Genomic DNA, 13,213 nt, shown 5'->3' with positions numbered 1-13,213 from the left:
CTCTCAGCGTTGGGCCAATGAATTGTCATGAATTTTAGCCTGCCGGACTTTCGCCGCAAATGGTCTTGTCGCGGCTATATGTCCGCCGGCGCGGCAATGGTTACCGTCGCGCTGGGGCTGACGCTTGTGCTGACGGAGCGGGCAGAGGCGCGAAAATATGCTTCCCCGCTGGATATCTTTGGCATTGCTGCACCACGGCCGCGTGCGAAGGTTCATTCCGCCAGGATCCCGCTCCCGAAACCACGCCCTGAGGAGGCCCCGAAAGCGTCGGACGAGGCCCCGCCGCAGGTGGAGGGCAAGCCGTCCCCGGACAAGCCGGGTGACACCAGGCCCGCCGAAGCCGCGCGACCGCCCGAGAAGCAGGTCTCCGCCTGCCGCCTTGCGCTGACCGAGGAGATCGCGATCGCACCTTCCATCCCGGATATCCGCGGCCCCGGCGCCTGTGGCGGCGAGGATCTGGTGCGGCTCGAGGCCATCGTGCTGCCGGACAAGCGCAAGGTGACGGTGAAGCCGGCGGCGATCCTCCGCTGTACCATGGCCTCCGCGATCGCCGACTGGGTGCGCAAGGACATGGTGCCGCTGGCCGCGAGCCTCGGCACGACCATCAGCGATCTCGACAATTTCGACAGCTTCGAATGCCGGGGCCGCAACCGCATCGCCGGCGCGATGCTGTCCGAGCACGGCAAGGCCAACGCGCTCGACGTCCGCGCCATCAAGCTCGCCAATGGGCAGTCGATCGGCCTCACCGACCGCACCATGTCGCGCGACGTTCGCGAGCGCGTGCTGCATTCGGTCTGCACACGCTTCTCCACCGTGCTCGGGCCGGGCTCGGACTGGTACCACGAGGACCATATCCATCTCGATCTCGCCCAGCGGCGCAACGATTACCGGATCTGCCAGTGGAACGTCTGGGATCCCCTGCCGCAGGTCGCGCCGCTCTTGCCGGCGGAGCGTCCCGAGGAGGCGCCGCCGCGCGAGGTCGCGGCCAAGCCCGGGGCAAAGGAAGGCGCTGATGACGAGGCCGCGGAGAAATCCCCCGCGCCTGAGGACAAGACGGCACCCGAGAAGAAGGCTCAGCCGCACAAGCCGGCAACAAAAAAGCGCCGGTAAGACCGGCGCTTTTGGATGTCAGAGGTCAGGAGGCGATCAGTAGCTGCCCGCCTGGCCGGTTCCGCCGGCGCCGAGCGCCAGCCGGGAATTGTAGGGCGAGTCGCCGTGCTTCGGCTCGAGCACGACCACGATCGTGCCGACCTTGACGCGATCATAGAGATCGATCGCGTCCTCGTTGGTCAGGCGGATGCAGCCTGACGAAATCGAGGCGCCGATATATTCCGGCTGGTTGGTGCCGTGGATGCGGAACAATGTGTCTTTCCCGCCGGAATAGAGGTAAATCGCGCGAGAGCCCATCGGATTGTCCGGGCCGGGTGCGACATAGGTCGGCACGCCCAGGCGCGAAATTTCGCCGGGGGTGGGGTGCCAGGCCGGCCACTCGGTCTTGCTGCCGACCTTGGCGATGCCCGACCAGGCCATGGCCTCTTCGCCGACGGTGATGCCGTAACGGATCGCCTTGCCGCCATCCTGCACGTAATAAAGATAGTGATTGTCGGAATCGACCACGATCGAGCCCGGCGATTCCTTGCGGTGGTACTCGACGATGGCGCGGCGGAACGGCTCCGCGACCGGGGTGTTCTCGTACCGGACCTTGGCGAGCAGTTCCTTGTCCTTCGGCTTGAATGCCTTGGTGTCGGTCGCCTCGAAATGCGTGGCCTGCATGCAGCCCGACAGCATCAGGCCCGCGGCCAAAATTCCCAACTTAACTTTCAGCGACGACATGATTTGGTTCCAATCAAAACAATACCGTGCGGAAGGCCCAAGCTTACCGCCCAAGTTCCTCGACTCCGTTAAGCCCATTATCGTTGAAATCTGCCACAATTCCAGCGCTGAAGGCCTTTTCCCGCGCTGCGAGACCCAAGCTGTGGCTTTTCTGCCGCAAGTTTTGCGACGCTGTGGGGGATTTTTGGCAAAGGAGGTCCGAACTGTCGATTTCGCGCCACAGTAGCGCCACAAATGCAAACCCTCCGTTAATGTTGTTGTCATCGTGAACCTGTCAGAATCGCGCTAAAGGCTGTCATTCTGTCGCAGGTTCTCTGGAGTTGTTCATGTTTTCGGTGTTTGTTCCCTCCGAGTCCTCCCTCAAGAAGGCGGTGATCGAGGATCTGACGGTGCTGCCGGAGAACGCGGTCTGGATCGACCTCGTCAACCCCTCAGCCGCCGAGGACAAGGCCGTGGAGCGGCTGGCGGGCATCGCCATCCCGACTCGAGAAGACATGCAGGAGATCGAGATCTCCAGCCGGCTCTATATCGAGAACGGCGCGCGCTACATGACCGCGACGCTGATGTGCCACTCCGATACCGACATGCCCCGGACCACCGCGGTGACCTTCATCCTCGGCGACCATCGCCTGGTGACGGTGCGCTACGACCTGCCGAAGCCGTTTGCGCTGGTCGAGGCCAAGCTCGCCCGCTCCTGCACGCCGTCCATCACCGGCGAGATGGTACTGATGGAACTGCTGGATGCCGTGATCGACCGCTGCGCCGACATTCTGGAGCGCTGCGGCGCCGAGATCGACCAGGTCTCGCACGACATCTTCGAGCCCGAAAGCGAGCGCCACGGTCACGCCAAGCAATATTCCCAGATCCTGATCTCGATCGGCCGCAAGGGGGATTTGACCTCCAAGGTCCGCGAGAGCCTGGTCTCGATCGGCCGTGTCGCCGCATTCCTCTCGGCGGTGGTGGAAGGCGTCAAATGGTCGAAGGACATGCGCGAGCAGCTCAAGACCATGCAGCGCGACGTCGTCTCGCTGACCGACCATGCCTCCTATCTCTCCAACAAGATCACCTTCGTGCTCGACGCCATGCTCGGTGTCGTCAATCTCGAGCAGAACAACATCATCAAGCTGTTTTCGGTCATGGCCGTTGTCCTGATGCCGCCGACGCTGATCGCCTCGATCTACGGCATGAACTTCAAGGCAATGCCGGAACTCGAATGGGTGCACGGCTATCCGATGGCGCTGGTGATGATGTTGATCGCCGCCATCGTCCCGTACTGGATCTTCAAATGGAAGAAGTGGCTGTGATCTCGTCCGCTCTCGGAAAATAGCTACCGAGACCTTACGCTGGTCGCAGAGACACGGCGCATCGTGTCGCAGAATAGAGCGGGTTTGCGGCGTCGCGGTGATGCGTGTTTGCTGCCCCAATTCCTCCGGTAAAATTTGAGCGGTGGGCTGAACGTTTGCGCGAAACTTGTCTGCGATAAGTAGTGCGTAGCCGCGAGGAACAGCCATGGTTGAAAAACACATAACGTCGCCCCGCAACGTCATCGATCTGGCGAACTATCGTCAGGTCCTGGCGAGCGGCAAGGCGTCGTCGATGTCGGCACGCCTGTGCCGGCACTGTGGTGCTCCGCTGCTCGATGGCGAGAACGACGACGACTGCTCGACTGCATTCAATGCCGCAGCTCCAAGTGCTGCAGCTCCAAGGCTGCGCGATCGGTCGCGTCGGATTCGAGTCGATTGAGGAACGGAAGGAAGGGCGGGCGATCCAGGTCTTGCGGCGGCGTTGTCTGGATCGCCTCGCTTTCCGCCTTTCGCGGCAAATCACCTAGCGCTGTATGATCTGCGCCGTCGAGACGATGGTCTCGGCGATGGCGCCGTCGCGGCTGAAGGGAGCCAAGTGCCTTTCGGCATCACGCAGCACGACCTCGACGTTGTCGCTCATGCGTCCTCATCATGGCGTTTGCTGCACTCTACCCATTCGCGAGCTGTCGTAAGCCCATCAGTCCTTGAATACGGACTTATGCCAACATCTGCTCGTCTGCGAACCATGCTTCGTTCTGCTGCGTGCGGAGTCCCCGCAAGCACCTCATGTCGAGGCCGTACCGAGTCAATAGTCCAATTAGCTCCCGAAGACTGAGGTCTTCGACGGGGTCTTCTAATGTCACCTCCAAGCCTCTTGGACTTCCGACAAAGTCCTTCACTGCATCAATGGATTTCAGCCAGTGAAAGAAGCTGTCTTCATCACCGTTCGAAAAGAACGGGGCCGGTTCCCTAATTGCGATCTTCATCGTCGATCCTACAAAAGCTGCCGAGATCGGAGAACGACGCTGCCGCCTCTTACTCCGTCATTGCGAGGAGCGAAGCGACGAAGCAATCCAGCGTCTTTCGGCGGCGGCAATCTGGATTGCTTCGCTGCGCTCGCAATGACGAGTGGAGCCTGCGCGCATCACACTTCGCTCTCGTGCCCGGACGTAGCGCAGCGCTCCAGTCGCCGCGAAGCATCGCCTACACGTGCTGGCCGCCGTTGATGTGGATCTCGGCGCCGTTGACGTACGAGCTGGTGTCCGTGCACAGCACATAGATGATCTTGGCCACTTCGTCCGGTGTGCCGAGCCGGTGCATCGGGATCTGCTGATCGACGATCTTCTCGGTGCCCGGCGACAGGATCGAGGTGTCGATCTCGCCCGGCGCGATCGCGTTGACGCGCACGCCGACGCGGCCGAAGTCGGATGCCATCTCGCGCGTCAGCGCGGCGAGAGCTGCCTTCGAGGTGGCATAGGCAGCGCCCGCGAAGGGATGCACGCGCGAGCCCGCGATCGAGGTGACGTTCACGACCGACCCCTTGGCCGCCTTCAACTCCTCGATCAGTCCGCGCGCGATCATGATCGGTGCGAAGAAGTTGACGTGGAAGACATGCGTCCAAGTGTCGAGATCGGTGTCGACCGAGCCGAGCCGCGAGCCGCCGGGGCCCTTCGGCGAGATCGCGGCGTTGTTGACCAGCGCATGCAGCGCGCCGCCTTCGAGCCGGTTGCGGATCTCGTTGATCGCGCGTGCAGTGTCCTCGGGGTCGCCGAGGTCGACCTGGATGTGGTCTTCAGGGCCCGCGTCCCACGGGCAATCCTCCGGAAACGCATGCCGCGAGCAGGTGATGACGCGCCAGCCCGCCGAGGAGAAGCGGATCACGGTGGCGTGGCCGATGCCGCGGCTCGCTCCGGTCAGGAGCAGCGTACGACGCGGCAGGTTGGACGAATGCGGCATGGACATCTTTCAGGTCGGCCCAAAGCTCGAGATGAGGCTCAGGACAAGGCTCAAGGATACATCCGCGTCTTGGACCATGGCTGGCCGGCGGCGTCACGACGAAATTCGATGCGGTCGTGCAGACGGAATGGGCGGTCGTGCCAGAACTCGATGCGCACCGGCGTGATGCGCCAGCCGCTCCAGCCCGGCGGCCGCGGCACTTCGCCGATCACGTACCTGGCCGCCACTTTCGCGATGGCTTGCTCGAAAGCGAAGCGGCTCTCCAGCGCTTCGGATTGCTTGCTCGCCCAGGCGCCGATCTGCGCCTGCTTCGGCCGCGTCGCGAAATAGGCGTCCGCCTCGGCATCGGTGACTGGCGTCACGTTGCCGCGGATGCGGACCTGACGGCGCAGCGACTTCCAGTGAAAAAGTAACGCTGCCTTAGGATTTGCGGCGAGTTCACGGCCTTTCTGGCTGGCGATGTGGCTGTAGAAGACAAAACCCTCGGTATCGAAGCCCTTCATCAGCACCATGCGCACATCGGGCAGCCCGTCGGGATCGACGGTTGCGAGCGCCATGGCGTTCGGATCGTTCGGCTCGCTCTTGATCGCCTCGTTCAGCCAGGCCTCGAACAGCGCAAATGGCTCGTCGGCGGCGGTGAAATCACCGGATGTTAAGGGTGTCTGGTGTTTCATCGAGGTCGTGTCGGTCATGTCTGGAGTCCGAGTTGCGTCCCGCGGCCCAAAACGCGTTGTTGTCCGCTACCGCCCTATATAGGACATGGGGACGCGTTGGCCTATCGGCGATCCGCCCGTCCAGCCTTGTCATGACGATCATTCTGATCGGGCTGGGTGCCGGCGGCTGCAGCTTCTCCCGCGGTGACAAGAGTGCCTATGCCAAGGCCGACGACAGCGACCTCACCGGCTCGATCATGCGGTCGGCGAAAGACACCGCGCCGACGGAGACCGATCTCGCCTTCGCCCGCAACGCCGCCTCGGACGTGCTGAGCAAGGGCGACAAGGATTCCAGCCAGCACTGGGAGAACCCGGAGACTGGGGCGCGAGGCTCGGTGACGCCGATCGCGCAGTCCTATGCCGCCGAGGATGGCCGCAAGTGCCGAGATTTCCTGGCGAGCTACGTCAACGGGAACACGGAAAGCTGGCTCCAGGGCGCCGGTTGCCAAAGCAGTCGTGGCCGTTGGGAGATTCATACGCTAAAGCCGTGGCGGAGCTAGGAATCGGCGCGCGCCCCTAGTTGCAAAAATGCCACTCTCTCCCCACATCACCCGGAGTGGGGCGGGGAGCCCTTTGAACAATTCGAATTCTTGAAGGAGACGTGACGGATGCGCGACCCCTATGAGGTCTTGGGGGTGCCGCGGAGCGCCAATGCTGCCGCGATCAAGAGCGCCTATCGCAAGCTTGCCAAGAAGCACCATCCCGACAGCAACAAGGACGATCCGAAGGCGGCCGAGCGCTTCTCCGAAATCAACTCGGCGAACGAGATCATCGGCGACGAGGACAAGCGCAAGCAGTTCGACCGCGGTGAGATCGACGCCGAGGGCAAGCCACGCTTCCAGGGCTTTCCGGGTGGCGGCGGGCCGCGCGGCCGCGCGGGTCCCGGCGGGTTCGAGAGCTATACGTTCCGCTCCGGCGGCGGACCCGGCCAAGGCGGCGGCGCCTTCGAGGACATCCTCAACAGCATGTTCGGCGGCGGGATGCGCGGTGCGCGACCCGGGGCCGGCGGCGGTGCCCAGTTCGAATTCGACACCGGCGGGGTCGGGCTCGATCTCGACGTCAACGTCGCCATGTCCGTTTCGCTGGAAGAATCCGTCAAGGGTGGCGAGAAGCGGGTGCGGCTGCCGACCGGCAAGGAGCTCAACGTCAAGATTCCGGCCGGCGTCACCGAAGGCCAGCAGATCCGGCTGCGGGGGCAGGGCGAGAGCGCCCAGGGCCATCCGCCCGGCGATCTCCTGATCACCATCAGCATCGCGCCGCACCCGTTCTTCAAGGTCGAGGGCGCGGACCTCAGGATCGACCTGCCGGTCACGCTCTACGAGGCGGTGCTCGGGGCCAAGGTCCGCGTGCCCACCCTCGGCAATGCGGTGGAGCTTTCGGTCCCGAAAAACACCTCCAGCGGCCGAACCTTCCGTCTCAAAGGTAAGGGCTTGCCGAAATCTGGCGGAACCGGGGATCTCTTCGTCACCATCAGGATTATGCTACCGGACGGGAACGACGCCGAGCTTGAAGCATTGATGGAAAAGTGGCGGGACCAGCACCCCTACAATCCACGTAGCGGGCTCGGTTAGGGCGCGATCGAACTGAAGGGGTTTTCCTGGAAGCCGAAAGCATCGTCCACGAGATGATGCTCATCATACGCCTGAGGCGTGATAGCGCTTCTCGGCTCGCATGCTCGACGTGTCGGCTGTCCGGCGGGGCAGCCGATAAAAAGGTGCGGCCTCGAGAGGGGGACCAGCGCGGTACCAAAAACCCCAATCGAGGCCGCCCGCGTCGATCGGCGGATCGAACGCTACTCATAATCGCGTGAACACCCGGTGCGATAATGAGACACGCCCGTGTCTTGATTCCAAATTTTCAATGACGGAATCGAGGCACCGCGCCTGTGCAGTTGTCTAGGTGCCGTTCTTCTCTGCTTGGTCGTAGACGGCCTGCGCCACCTTGGTCAGCCGGTCGCGATCACCGCCGCCGCTGACGACATAGCCGACGCCGCGCTCAGCCCAGAACAGCGCGCCGTCCTTGTCCGTCCTGGCATAGCGCATTTGCGTCGCACCATTCTCGGTCTTGGCCGAGTAGATCGTGTACCGCTCGCCCGAGGCGCCCTCATACATCAGGAACGACGCCGGCCCGTTCGGCCCCGGCAGCAGCCGGCCGCCGACCAGCTTCAGCCCGCTCGCCTCCAAATTCGGCGCGAACACGGTCCAGCCGCAGCGCCTGGTCAGCCAGGCCTGCAAATGATCGCGCTCGTTGCCGCCGACTTCGACGGGGTGACGGACCTCGACGACATAGAGGCGGTGGGCGTCGAGCGCGTCCGCCGTAAAGCTCTGGAAGGTCGAAGGCGCGTTGGCTGCACCATGCGCCACCCAGCCGGCGGTGCCGCCGGCGACGAAGGCCACCAGCACAGCCGCGGCGGCGCCATAGAGCCATTGCCGGGGACGGCGCTCCAGCCGCTCGAGCTCCAGCCGTGCCGGCACCGGCTCTTGGGCGACCGAGTCGTAACGCGCGTGCAGCATCTCGGCCATGGTCCGCCAGGACTGCACCCGCTCGGCGTCCTCCGGGTGGGCGGCAAGCCAGGCCTCGACATCGGCGCTTCGCTCGGCCGGCAGCTCGCCGTCGACATAGGCGTGGAGCTCGTCCTCGGTGATGGGAATGTTGCGGTCGTTCATATCGGTCGTCTCTGGCTCTGCGGCCCAAAAAATCCTTCGTGGCTCAACTTCGTCCGCTTCGCCCTGCGGGCGGATATTAAGCGATGCATCAACCCGGCCATCATTTCACCCGCCTGAGCGCCGGGCGCTCACCCTCCAGCGAAGCTTTCACGTGGGCTCTCGCCCTTGCCAGGCGCGACATCACGGTGCCGATCGGCACGCCCTGGATGTCGGCGACCTCGCGGTAGCTCATGCCCTCCAGCATCACCAGCAGCAGCACCGAACGTTGCTCCTCGACCAGCGTTGCCAGCGCCTTCTCGATGTCGCGGCCCTCGGCTTCGGTCCCGCTGGCGTCGGGGTTGTTCTCCGTCAGCTGCATGAATTGCGGCCGCCTCGCCAGCGAGCGCCGCCGGTTCTTGTTGAGGTTGGTCAGGATCGTATAGAGCCAGCTCCTGACGTCGCCTCCGAGAAACAATCGCTCCGAACGGAGCGCGCGCACCAACGTGTCCTGCACCAGATCGTCGGCCGCATCCGCATCGCGCGTCAGCGCGCGGGCGTAGCGGCGCAACGCCGGGATCATGGCTTCCACACTCTGGCGAAACGCACTCATGCCGTCTTTGATGTCCTGCCGTTCGGCGCAAGCGCCACAATCATCATAACACCCGAATGGAACGGCTATTCCGGCGCTCGAAACAGCGTTAACGCCGCGTATTAGGGCTGTACCGCAGGGGAGGGCTGGTGTACCTCCAGACCTCAACGAGAGCTCGACGGGACGTTCAAAAATGGCGCAGAATTCAGGTCTGATGCAAGGCAAGCGCGGGGTGATCCTCGGCGTTGCCAACAACCGCTCGATCGCCTGGGGCATTGCCAAGGCATGCCACGCCGCCGGCGCCGAGCTCGCCTTCACCTATCAGGGCGATGCGCTGAAGAAGCGCGTCGAGCCGCTTGCCGCCGAGATCGGCGGCCTCGTGCTCGGCCATTGCGACGTCACCGACGCCGCGACCATCGACGCGGTCTTCGCGGTGCTGAAGGAGAAGTGGGGCAAGATCGACTTCCTGGTGCACGCGATCGCTTATGGCGAGCAGCTCGACGGCCGCTACGTGGACACCACGCAGGAGAATTTTTCGAAGTCGATGCTGATCTCCTGCTATTCGTTCACGGCAGTGGCGCAGCGTGCCGAGAAGCTGATGACCGATGGCGGCTCGCTGATCACGCTCTCTTATTACGGCGCCGAGAAGTGGATGCCGCATTACAACGTGATGGGCGTGGCGAAAGCGGCGCTGGAAGCCAGCGTGCGCTATCTCGCCGCCGATCTCGGCGAGAAGAACATCCGCGTCAACGCGATCTCGGCAGGTCCGATCAAGACGCTCGCCGCGTCCGGCATCGGCGATTTCCGCTATATCCTAAAGTGGAACGAGACCAACGCGCCGATGCGGCGCAACGTCTCCACCGAAGACGTCGGCGGCAGCGCGCTGTATTTCCTCTCCGACCTCTCGCGTGGCGTCACCGGCGAGGTGCATCACGTCGATTCCGGCTACCACGTGCTCGGAATGAAGCGCCCGGACGCGCCGGACATTTCGCTCGGTGGGAAGGACTAGTTCTTATCTGCAATGCCCGGGCCTACGATCTATTATCTTCGCCACGGCGAGACCGAGTGGAATGCGCTCGGGCGGCTTCAGGGCACCAGGGACATTCCGCTGAATGTGCGCGGCCGCAATCAGGCCGTGCAGGCCGGCGGCGTTTTGGCCGATCTGTTCAGGCGTGACGGGCGCGACAAGGCCGCGCTGCCTTACGTGTCGAGCCCGCTCGGCCGTGCGCGCCAGACCATGGAACTCGCGCGCGGCAAGCTCGAGCTGCCGGTGGCCGGCTATACGCTCGACGATCGTCTGCGCGAGATCGGCTACGGCGCCTGGGAAGGGCTGACGTTGGCCGAGAGCGAGGCGAAGGATCCAGACATCTATGCAAGGCGCCTCGCCGACAAATGGACCGTGGGGCCTGCGGGCGGGGAAACCTATGCCGACGTGCAGGTCCGCGTGCGGGCCTGGTACGACCAGCTCCGGACCGATACGGTCGCGGTGGCCCATGGCGGGACCTGCAGGGCCCTGATGGTGTCCCTGGGGCTGGAGACCCCCGCCAGCGCCGCCGAGCTCTATATCGAGCAAGGCGCCGTCTACGTGTTCCGCGACGGGCGGCTGGAGAAGTTTAGTTAGGCCGCTCCCCCGTCATGCCGGGGCGGTGCGTAGCACCGAACCCGGAATCTCGAGATTCCGGGTCTGGTCCTGCGGACCATCCCGGAATGACGGGAACATCGTTTGACCGGTTCTGCCTTGCGCGCTACCACGCAATGTAATTTGTCAACGCTAGGCGGCAGTTCGGGATGTCCTTCAACACCTTCGGCCACATGTTCCGCGTCACCACCTTCGGCGAGAGCCACGGGGTGGCGATCGGCTGCGTGGTTGACGGCTGCCCGCCGATGATCCCGCTCAGCGAGGCCGACATCCAGCGGGATCTCGACCGCCGCCGTCCCGGCCAGTCACGCTTCACCACCCAGCGCCAGGAGCCGGACCAGGTCAAGATTCTGTCCGGCGTGATGGCGCATCCGGAGACCGGCGTGCAGGTGACGACGGGCACGCCGATCGGTCTGCTGATCGAGAACACCGATCAGCGCTCGAAGGACTATTCCGAGATCAAGGACAAGTTTCGTCCCGGTCACGCCGACTTCACCTATGAGGCGAAGTACGGCCTGCGCGACTATCGCGGCGGCGGCCGCTCCTCGGCGCGCGAGACCGCGATGCGCGTTGCCGCCGGTGCGATCGCGCGAAAGGTGCTGCCCGACATCAAGGTGCGCGGCGCGCTGGTGCAGATCGGCCCGCACAAGATCGACCGCGAGAAGTGGGACTGGGACGAGATCGCAAAGAATCCGTTCTTCTGCCCGGACAAGGACAAGGCTGCGTTCTTCGAGACCTATCTCGACGGTATCCGCAAAAGCGGCTCCTCGATCGGCGCGGTGATCGAGATCGTCGCCGAAGGCGTACCTGCAGGTCTTGGCGCACCGATCTACGCCAAGCTCGATTCCGATCTGGCAGGTGCGATGATGTCCATCAACGCGGTCAAGGGCGTCGAGATCGGCGCCGGTTTCGGCGCGGCCGAGCTCACCGGCGAGGAGAACGCCGACGAGATGCGCACCGGCAATGACGGCACGCGCTTCCTCTCCAACCATGCCGGCGGCGTTCTGGGCGGCATCTCCACGGGACAGCCGATCGTGGTGCGTTTCGCGGTGAAGCCGACCTCGTCGATCCTCCAGCCGCGTCTCACCGTCGACCGCAAGGGCGCCGACACCGAGATCTTCACCAAGGGCCGCCACGACCCCTGCGTCGGCATCCGCGCCGTCCCCGTCGGCGAAGCCATGATGGCCTGCGTGCTGGCCGATCATTTCATCCGGGACCGCGGGCAGGTCGGCCGCTAGCGCCGGTAGGGCCTTCACGCCGCGGTACCAGCCCACCGCGCAGCTTGACGTCCGCACAACTTCGTCCGCAAATGCGGACATGGAAACCTCCGAGCTCCACCGCATCACCGACTGGCTGATCGACGGCGCGAGGTCGTCCGGAACCCCGGCCGAGATGATCGCCGACGTCTGTGAGCATCTGGTCGAGGCCGGCCTGCCGCTGTGGCGGTTCGGCATCTTTATCCGCACGCTCCATCCGGAGATCTTTGGCCGCAACTTCATCTGGCGGCAGGGCGAGGAGGTCGAGATCGGCTCCGTCGATTTCGAGATCCTGGAGACGCCCGAATTCGCCAAGAGCCCGCTGCGGATCGTGTTCGAGCAGGGGCTGGAGGTCCGCGGACGCATCGACGGTCGCGACAACGAGCGGTTTCCGTTTCTCGACGACATGCGGGCCGAAGGGGCGACCGACTATATCGCAGTGCCCATGCCTTTTCTCGACGGCTCGGTCCATGCGACCAGCTGGGTGACACGGCATCCCGGCGGTTTCAGCGATGACCACGTCGCGGCAATCCGCTCCATCGTGACGCCGCTCGCGCGCGTCGCCGAGATCATCAGCCTGCGCCGTACCGCCGAGATGCTGCTCGACACCTATGTCGGCAACCGCGCCGGCGCGCGCATCCTCGGCGGCCAGATCCGCCGCGGCCACAACGACACCATGCAAGCCGCGATCTGGCTCTCGGATCTGCGCGGTTTCACCGCGCTGTCGGACCGCCTGCCCGCCGAGACCGTGGTCGAGATCCTCAACCAGTATTTCGATTGCCAGGTCACCGCGATCCGCGGCCATGGCGGCGAGGTGCTCAAATTCATGGGCGACGGCCTGCTCGCGGTGTTCCCGATCGACGAATATGTAGGCGATGCCGCCCATGTCTGCACGCGCGTGCTGGAGGCTGCGCGCGAATCCCGCGCCAGCGTCGAGGCGCTCGCCTTTCCGGTCGGCGACATCGTCGAGCGCTTCCGCTTCGGCGTTGCGCTGCACGTCGGCAACATCCTCTATGGCAATATCGGCGGCGGCAACCGGCTCGACTTCACCTGCATCGGCCCCGCCGTCAATCTCGCCGCACGGCTCGAGAAGATCGCAGGGAGGCTCGGCCGCACCGTCGTGGTCTCGGAAGTCTTCGCCAATGCCTGCCGCCACGACTGGCGCGCGCTCGGCGAATTTCCGATCGCCGGATTCTCAAAGGCGCAGCGCGTCTACGGGCTCGGCGAAGAGACGCCGGTGGTGATGGCGTGAAGGCGTTCAGGCCGACGATCGCGCCG

15 protein-coding genes are annotated in these 13,213 nt (G+C 64.2%); 9 read left to right on the top strand and 6 right to left on the bottom strand.

The window, feature by feature from the left end:
* Nucleotides 1–27 precede the first annotated feature (27 nt).
* Nucleotides 28–1,110, top strand: coding sequence for an extensin family protein (locus N2603_RS33275; RefSeq protein ID WP_260385458.1), 1,083 nt, complete (start codon nt 28–30; stop codon nt 1,108–1,110).
* Between the two features lie 36 nt (nt 1,111–1,146).
* Here the strand turns inward: N2603_RS33275 and N2603_RS33270 are convergent, their stop codons facing one another.
* The gene (locus tag N2603_RS33270) at nt 1,147–1,833 is read right to left on the bottom strand and encodes a L,D-transpeptidase (RefSeq protein WP_018648678.1); all 687 of its coding nucleotides are present in this window, start codon (nt 1,831–1,833) and stop codon (nt 1,147–1,149) included.
* A 326-nt stretch (nt 1,834–2,159) separates the two neighbouring features.
* On the opposite strand from N2603_RS33270, the gene N2603_RS33265 reads away from it, so the two are divergent.
* Both N2603_RS33265 and N2603_RS33260 read left to right on the top strand, forming a co-directional pair.
* Nucleotides 2,160–3,137 (top strand): magnesium transporter CorA family protein, encoded by a 978-nt coding sequence (locus N2603_RS33265; protein WP_018648677.1) that lies wholly within the window; start codon nt 2,160–2,162, stop codon nt 3,135–3,137.
* 205 nt (nt 3,138–3,342) lie between these two features.
* A complete protein-coding gene (locus N2603_RS33260; RefSeq protein WP_080648185.1) occupies nt 3,343–3,576 on the top strand; it encodes a hypothetical protein in 234 nt (77 codons plus the stop codon).
* A 277-nt stretch (nt 3,577–3,853) separates the two neighbouring features.
* Here N2603_RS33260 and N2603_RS33255 read toward each other — a convergent pair whose 3' ends face one another.
* The 3 genes from N2603_RS33255 to pdxH form a co-directional block, all read right to left on the bottom strand.
* Nucleotides 3,854–4,123 carry a hypothetical protein gene (locus N2603_RS33255; RefSeq protein WP_260385457.1) on the bottom strand — a complete coding sequence of 90 codons (270 nt, stop codon included), beginning with the start codon at nt 4,121–4,123 and terminating at the stop codon, nt 3,854–3,856.
* Nucleotides 4,124–4,340: 217 nt separating this feature from the next.
* Entirely contained in the window at nt 4,341–5,093 is a 753-nt protein-coding gene (locus tag N2603_RS33250) for an SDR family NAD(P)-dependent oxidoreductase (protein ID WP_026312957.1), read from the bottom strand.
* Between the two features lie 50 nt (nt 5,094–5,143).
* A complete protein-coding gene (gene pdxH, locus N2603_RS33245) occupies nt 5,144–5,785 on the bottom strand; it encodes a pyridoxamine 5'-phosphate oxidase (RefSeq protein ID WP_130370227.1) in 642 nt (213 codons plus the stop codon).
* A gap of 113 nt (nt 5,786–5,898) precedes the next feature.
* On the opposite strand from pdxH, the gene N2603_RS33240 reads away from it, so the two are divergent.
* Both N2603_RS33240 and N2603_RS33235 read left to right on the top strand, forming a co-directional pair.
* Entirely contained in the window at nt 5,899–6,306 is a 408-nt protein-coding gene (locus N2603_RS33240; RefSeq protein WP_018648671.1) for an RT0821/Lpp0805 family surface protein, read from the top strand.
* 108 nt (nt 6,307–6,414) lie between these two features.
* On the top strand, nt 6,415–7,377 hold the full coding sequence (locus tag N2603_RS33235) for a J domain-containing protein (RefSeq protein WP_260385456.1): 963 nt from the start codon (nt 6,415–6,417) through the stop codon (nt 7,375–7,377).
* Nucleotides 7,378–7,701: 324 nt separating this feature from the next.
* Here the strand turns inward: N2603_RS33235 and N2603_RS33230 are convergent, their stop codons facing one another.
* Together N2603_RS33230 and N2603_RS33225 are read right to left on the bottom strand one after the other, a co-directional pair.
* Nucleotides 7,702–8,472 carry an anti-sigma factor family protein gene (locus N2603_RS33230; protein ID WP_260385455.1) on the bottom strand — a complete coding sequence of 257 codons (771 nt, stop codon included), beginning with the start codon at nt 8,470–8,472 and terminating at the stop codon, nt 7,702–7,704.
* Between the two features lie 100 nt (nt 8,473–8,572).
* Nucleotides 8,573–9,061 carry a sigma-70 family RNA polymerase sigma factor gene (locus tag N2603_RS33225; protein ID WP_011085414.1) on the bottom strand — a complete coding sequence of 163 codons (489 nt, stop codon included), beginning with the start codon at nt 9,059–9,061 and terminating at the stop codon, nt 8,573–8,575.
* A gap of 172 nt (nt 9,062–9,233) precedes the next feature.
* Here N2603_RS33225 and fabI point away from each other — a divergent pair, with 172 nt between their 5' ends.
* The 4 genes from fabI to N2603_RS33205 all read left to right on the top strand — a co-directional run bounded on the left by fabI (nt 9,234) and on the right by N2603_RS33205 (nt 13,187).
* Nucleotides 9,234–10,049 carry an enoyl-ACP reductase FabI gene (gene fabI, locus N2603_RS33220; RefSeq protein WP_018648668.1) on the top strand — a complete coding sequence of 272 codons (816 nt, stop codon included), beginning with the start codon at nt 9,234–9,236 and terminating at the stop codon, nt 10,047–10,049.
* Between the two features lie 12 nt (nt 10,050–10,061).
* Nucleotides 10,062–10,661, top strand: coding sequence for a histidine phosphatase family protein (locus N2603_RS33215; protein ID WP_260385454.1), 600 nt, complete (start codon nt 10,062–10,064; stop codon nt 10,659–10,661).
* Nucleotides 10,662–10,828: 167 nt separating this feature from the next.
* Nucleotides 10,829–11,917, top strand: a complete 1,089-nt coding sequence (aroC, locus tag N2603_RS33210) for a chorismate synthase (protein ID WP_260385453.1) — start codon at nt 10,829–10,831, stop codon at nt 11,915–11,917.
* 79 nt (nt 11,918–11,996) lie between these two features.
* Entirely contained in the window at nt 11,997–13,187 is a 1,191-nt protein-coding gene (locus N2603_RS33205) for an adenylate/guanylate cyclase domain-containing protein (protein ID WP_260385452.1), read from the top strand.
* The last annotated feature ends 26 nt before the right edge of the window (nt 13,188–13,213 follow it).

This window comes from Bradyrhizobium huanghuaihaiense (assembly GCF_025200885.1).
Classification (GTDB): Bacteria; Pseudomonadota; Alphaproteobacteria; order Rhizobiales; family Xanthobacteraceae; genus Bradyrhizobium; species Bradyrhizobium huanghuaihaiense.
This window is presented reverse-complemented; position numbering and strand designations above follow the sequence as displayed.

Excerpts from the sequence above, each read along its gene's own strand:
- N2603_RS33275 (WP_260385458.1), top strand. The coding sequence starts at position 28 with ATGAATTTTAGCCTGCCGGACTTTCGCCGCAAATGGTCTTGTCGCGGC.
- N2603_RS33270 (WP_018648678.1), bottom strand. The coding sequence starts at position 1,833 with ATGTCGTCGCTGAAAGTTAAGTTGGGAATTTTGGCCGCGGGCCTGATG.
- N2603_RS33265 (WP_018648677.1), top strand. The coding sequence starts at position 2,160 with ATGTTTTCGGTGTTTGTTCCCTCCGAGTCCTCCCTCAAGAAGGCGGTG.
- N2603_RS33260 (WP_080648185.1), top strand. The coding sequence starts at position 3,343 with ATGGTTGAAAAACACATAACGTCGCCCCGCAACGTCATCGATCTGGCG.
- N2603_RS33255 (WP_260385457.1), bottom strand. The coding sequence starts at position 4,123 with ATGAAGATCGCAATTAGGGAACCGGCCCCGTTCTTTTCGAACGGTGAT.
- N2603_RS33250 (WP_026312957.1), bottom strand. The coding sequence starts at position 5,093 with ATGCCGCATTCGTCCAACCTGCCGCGTCGTACGCTGCTCCTGACCGGA.
- pdxH (WP_130370227.1), bottom strand. The coding sequence starts at position 5,785 with ATGACCGACACGACCTCGATGAAACACCAGACACCCTTAACATCCGGT.
- N2603_RS33240 (WP_018648671.1), top strand. The coding sequence starts at position 5,899 with ATGACGATCATTCTGATCGGGCTGGGTGCCGGCGGCTGCAGCTTCTCC.
- N2603_RS33235 (WP_260385456.1), top strand. The coding sequence starts at position 6,415 with ATGCGCGACCCCTATGAGGTCTTGGGGGTGCCGCGGAGCGCCAATGCT.
- N2603_RS33230 (WP_260385455.1), bottom strand. The coding sequence starts at position 8,472 with ATGAACGACCGCAACATTCCCATCACCGAGGACGAGCTCCACGCCTAT.
- N2603_RS33225 (WP_011085414.1), bottom strand. The coding sequence starts at position 9,061 with ATGAGTGCGTTTCGCCAGAGTGTGGAAGCCATGATCCCGGCGTTGCGC.
- fabI (WP_018648668.1), top strand. The coding sequence starts at position 9,234 with ATGGCGCAGAATTCAGGTCTGATGCAAGGCAAGCGCGGGGTGATCCTC.
- N2603_RS33215 (WP_260385454.1), top strand. The coding sequence starts at position 10,062 with ATGCCCGGGCCTACGATCTATTATCTTCGCCACGGCGAGACCGAGTGG.
- aroC (WP_260385453.1), top strand. The coding sequence starts at position 10,829 with ATGTCCTTCAACACCTTCGGCCACATGTTCCGCGTCACCACCTTCGGC.
- N2603_RS33205 (WP_260385452.1), top strand. The coding sequence starts at position 11,997 with ATGGAAACCTCCGAGCTCCACCGCATCACCGACTGGCTGATCGACGGC.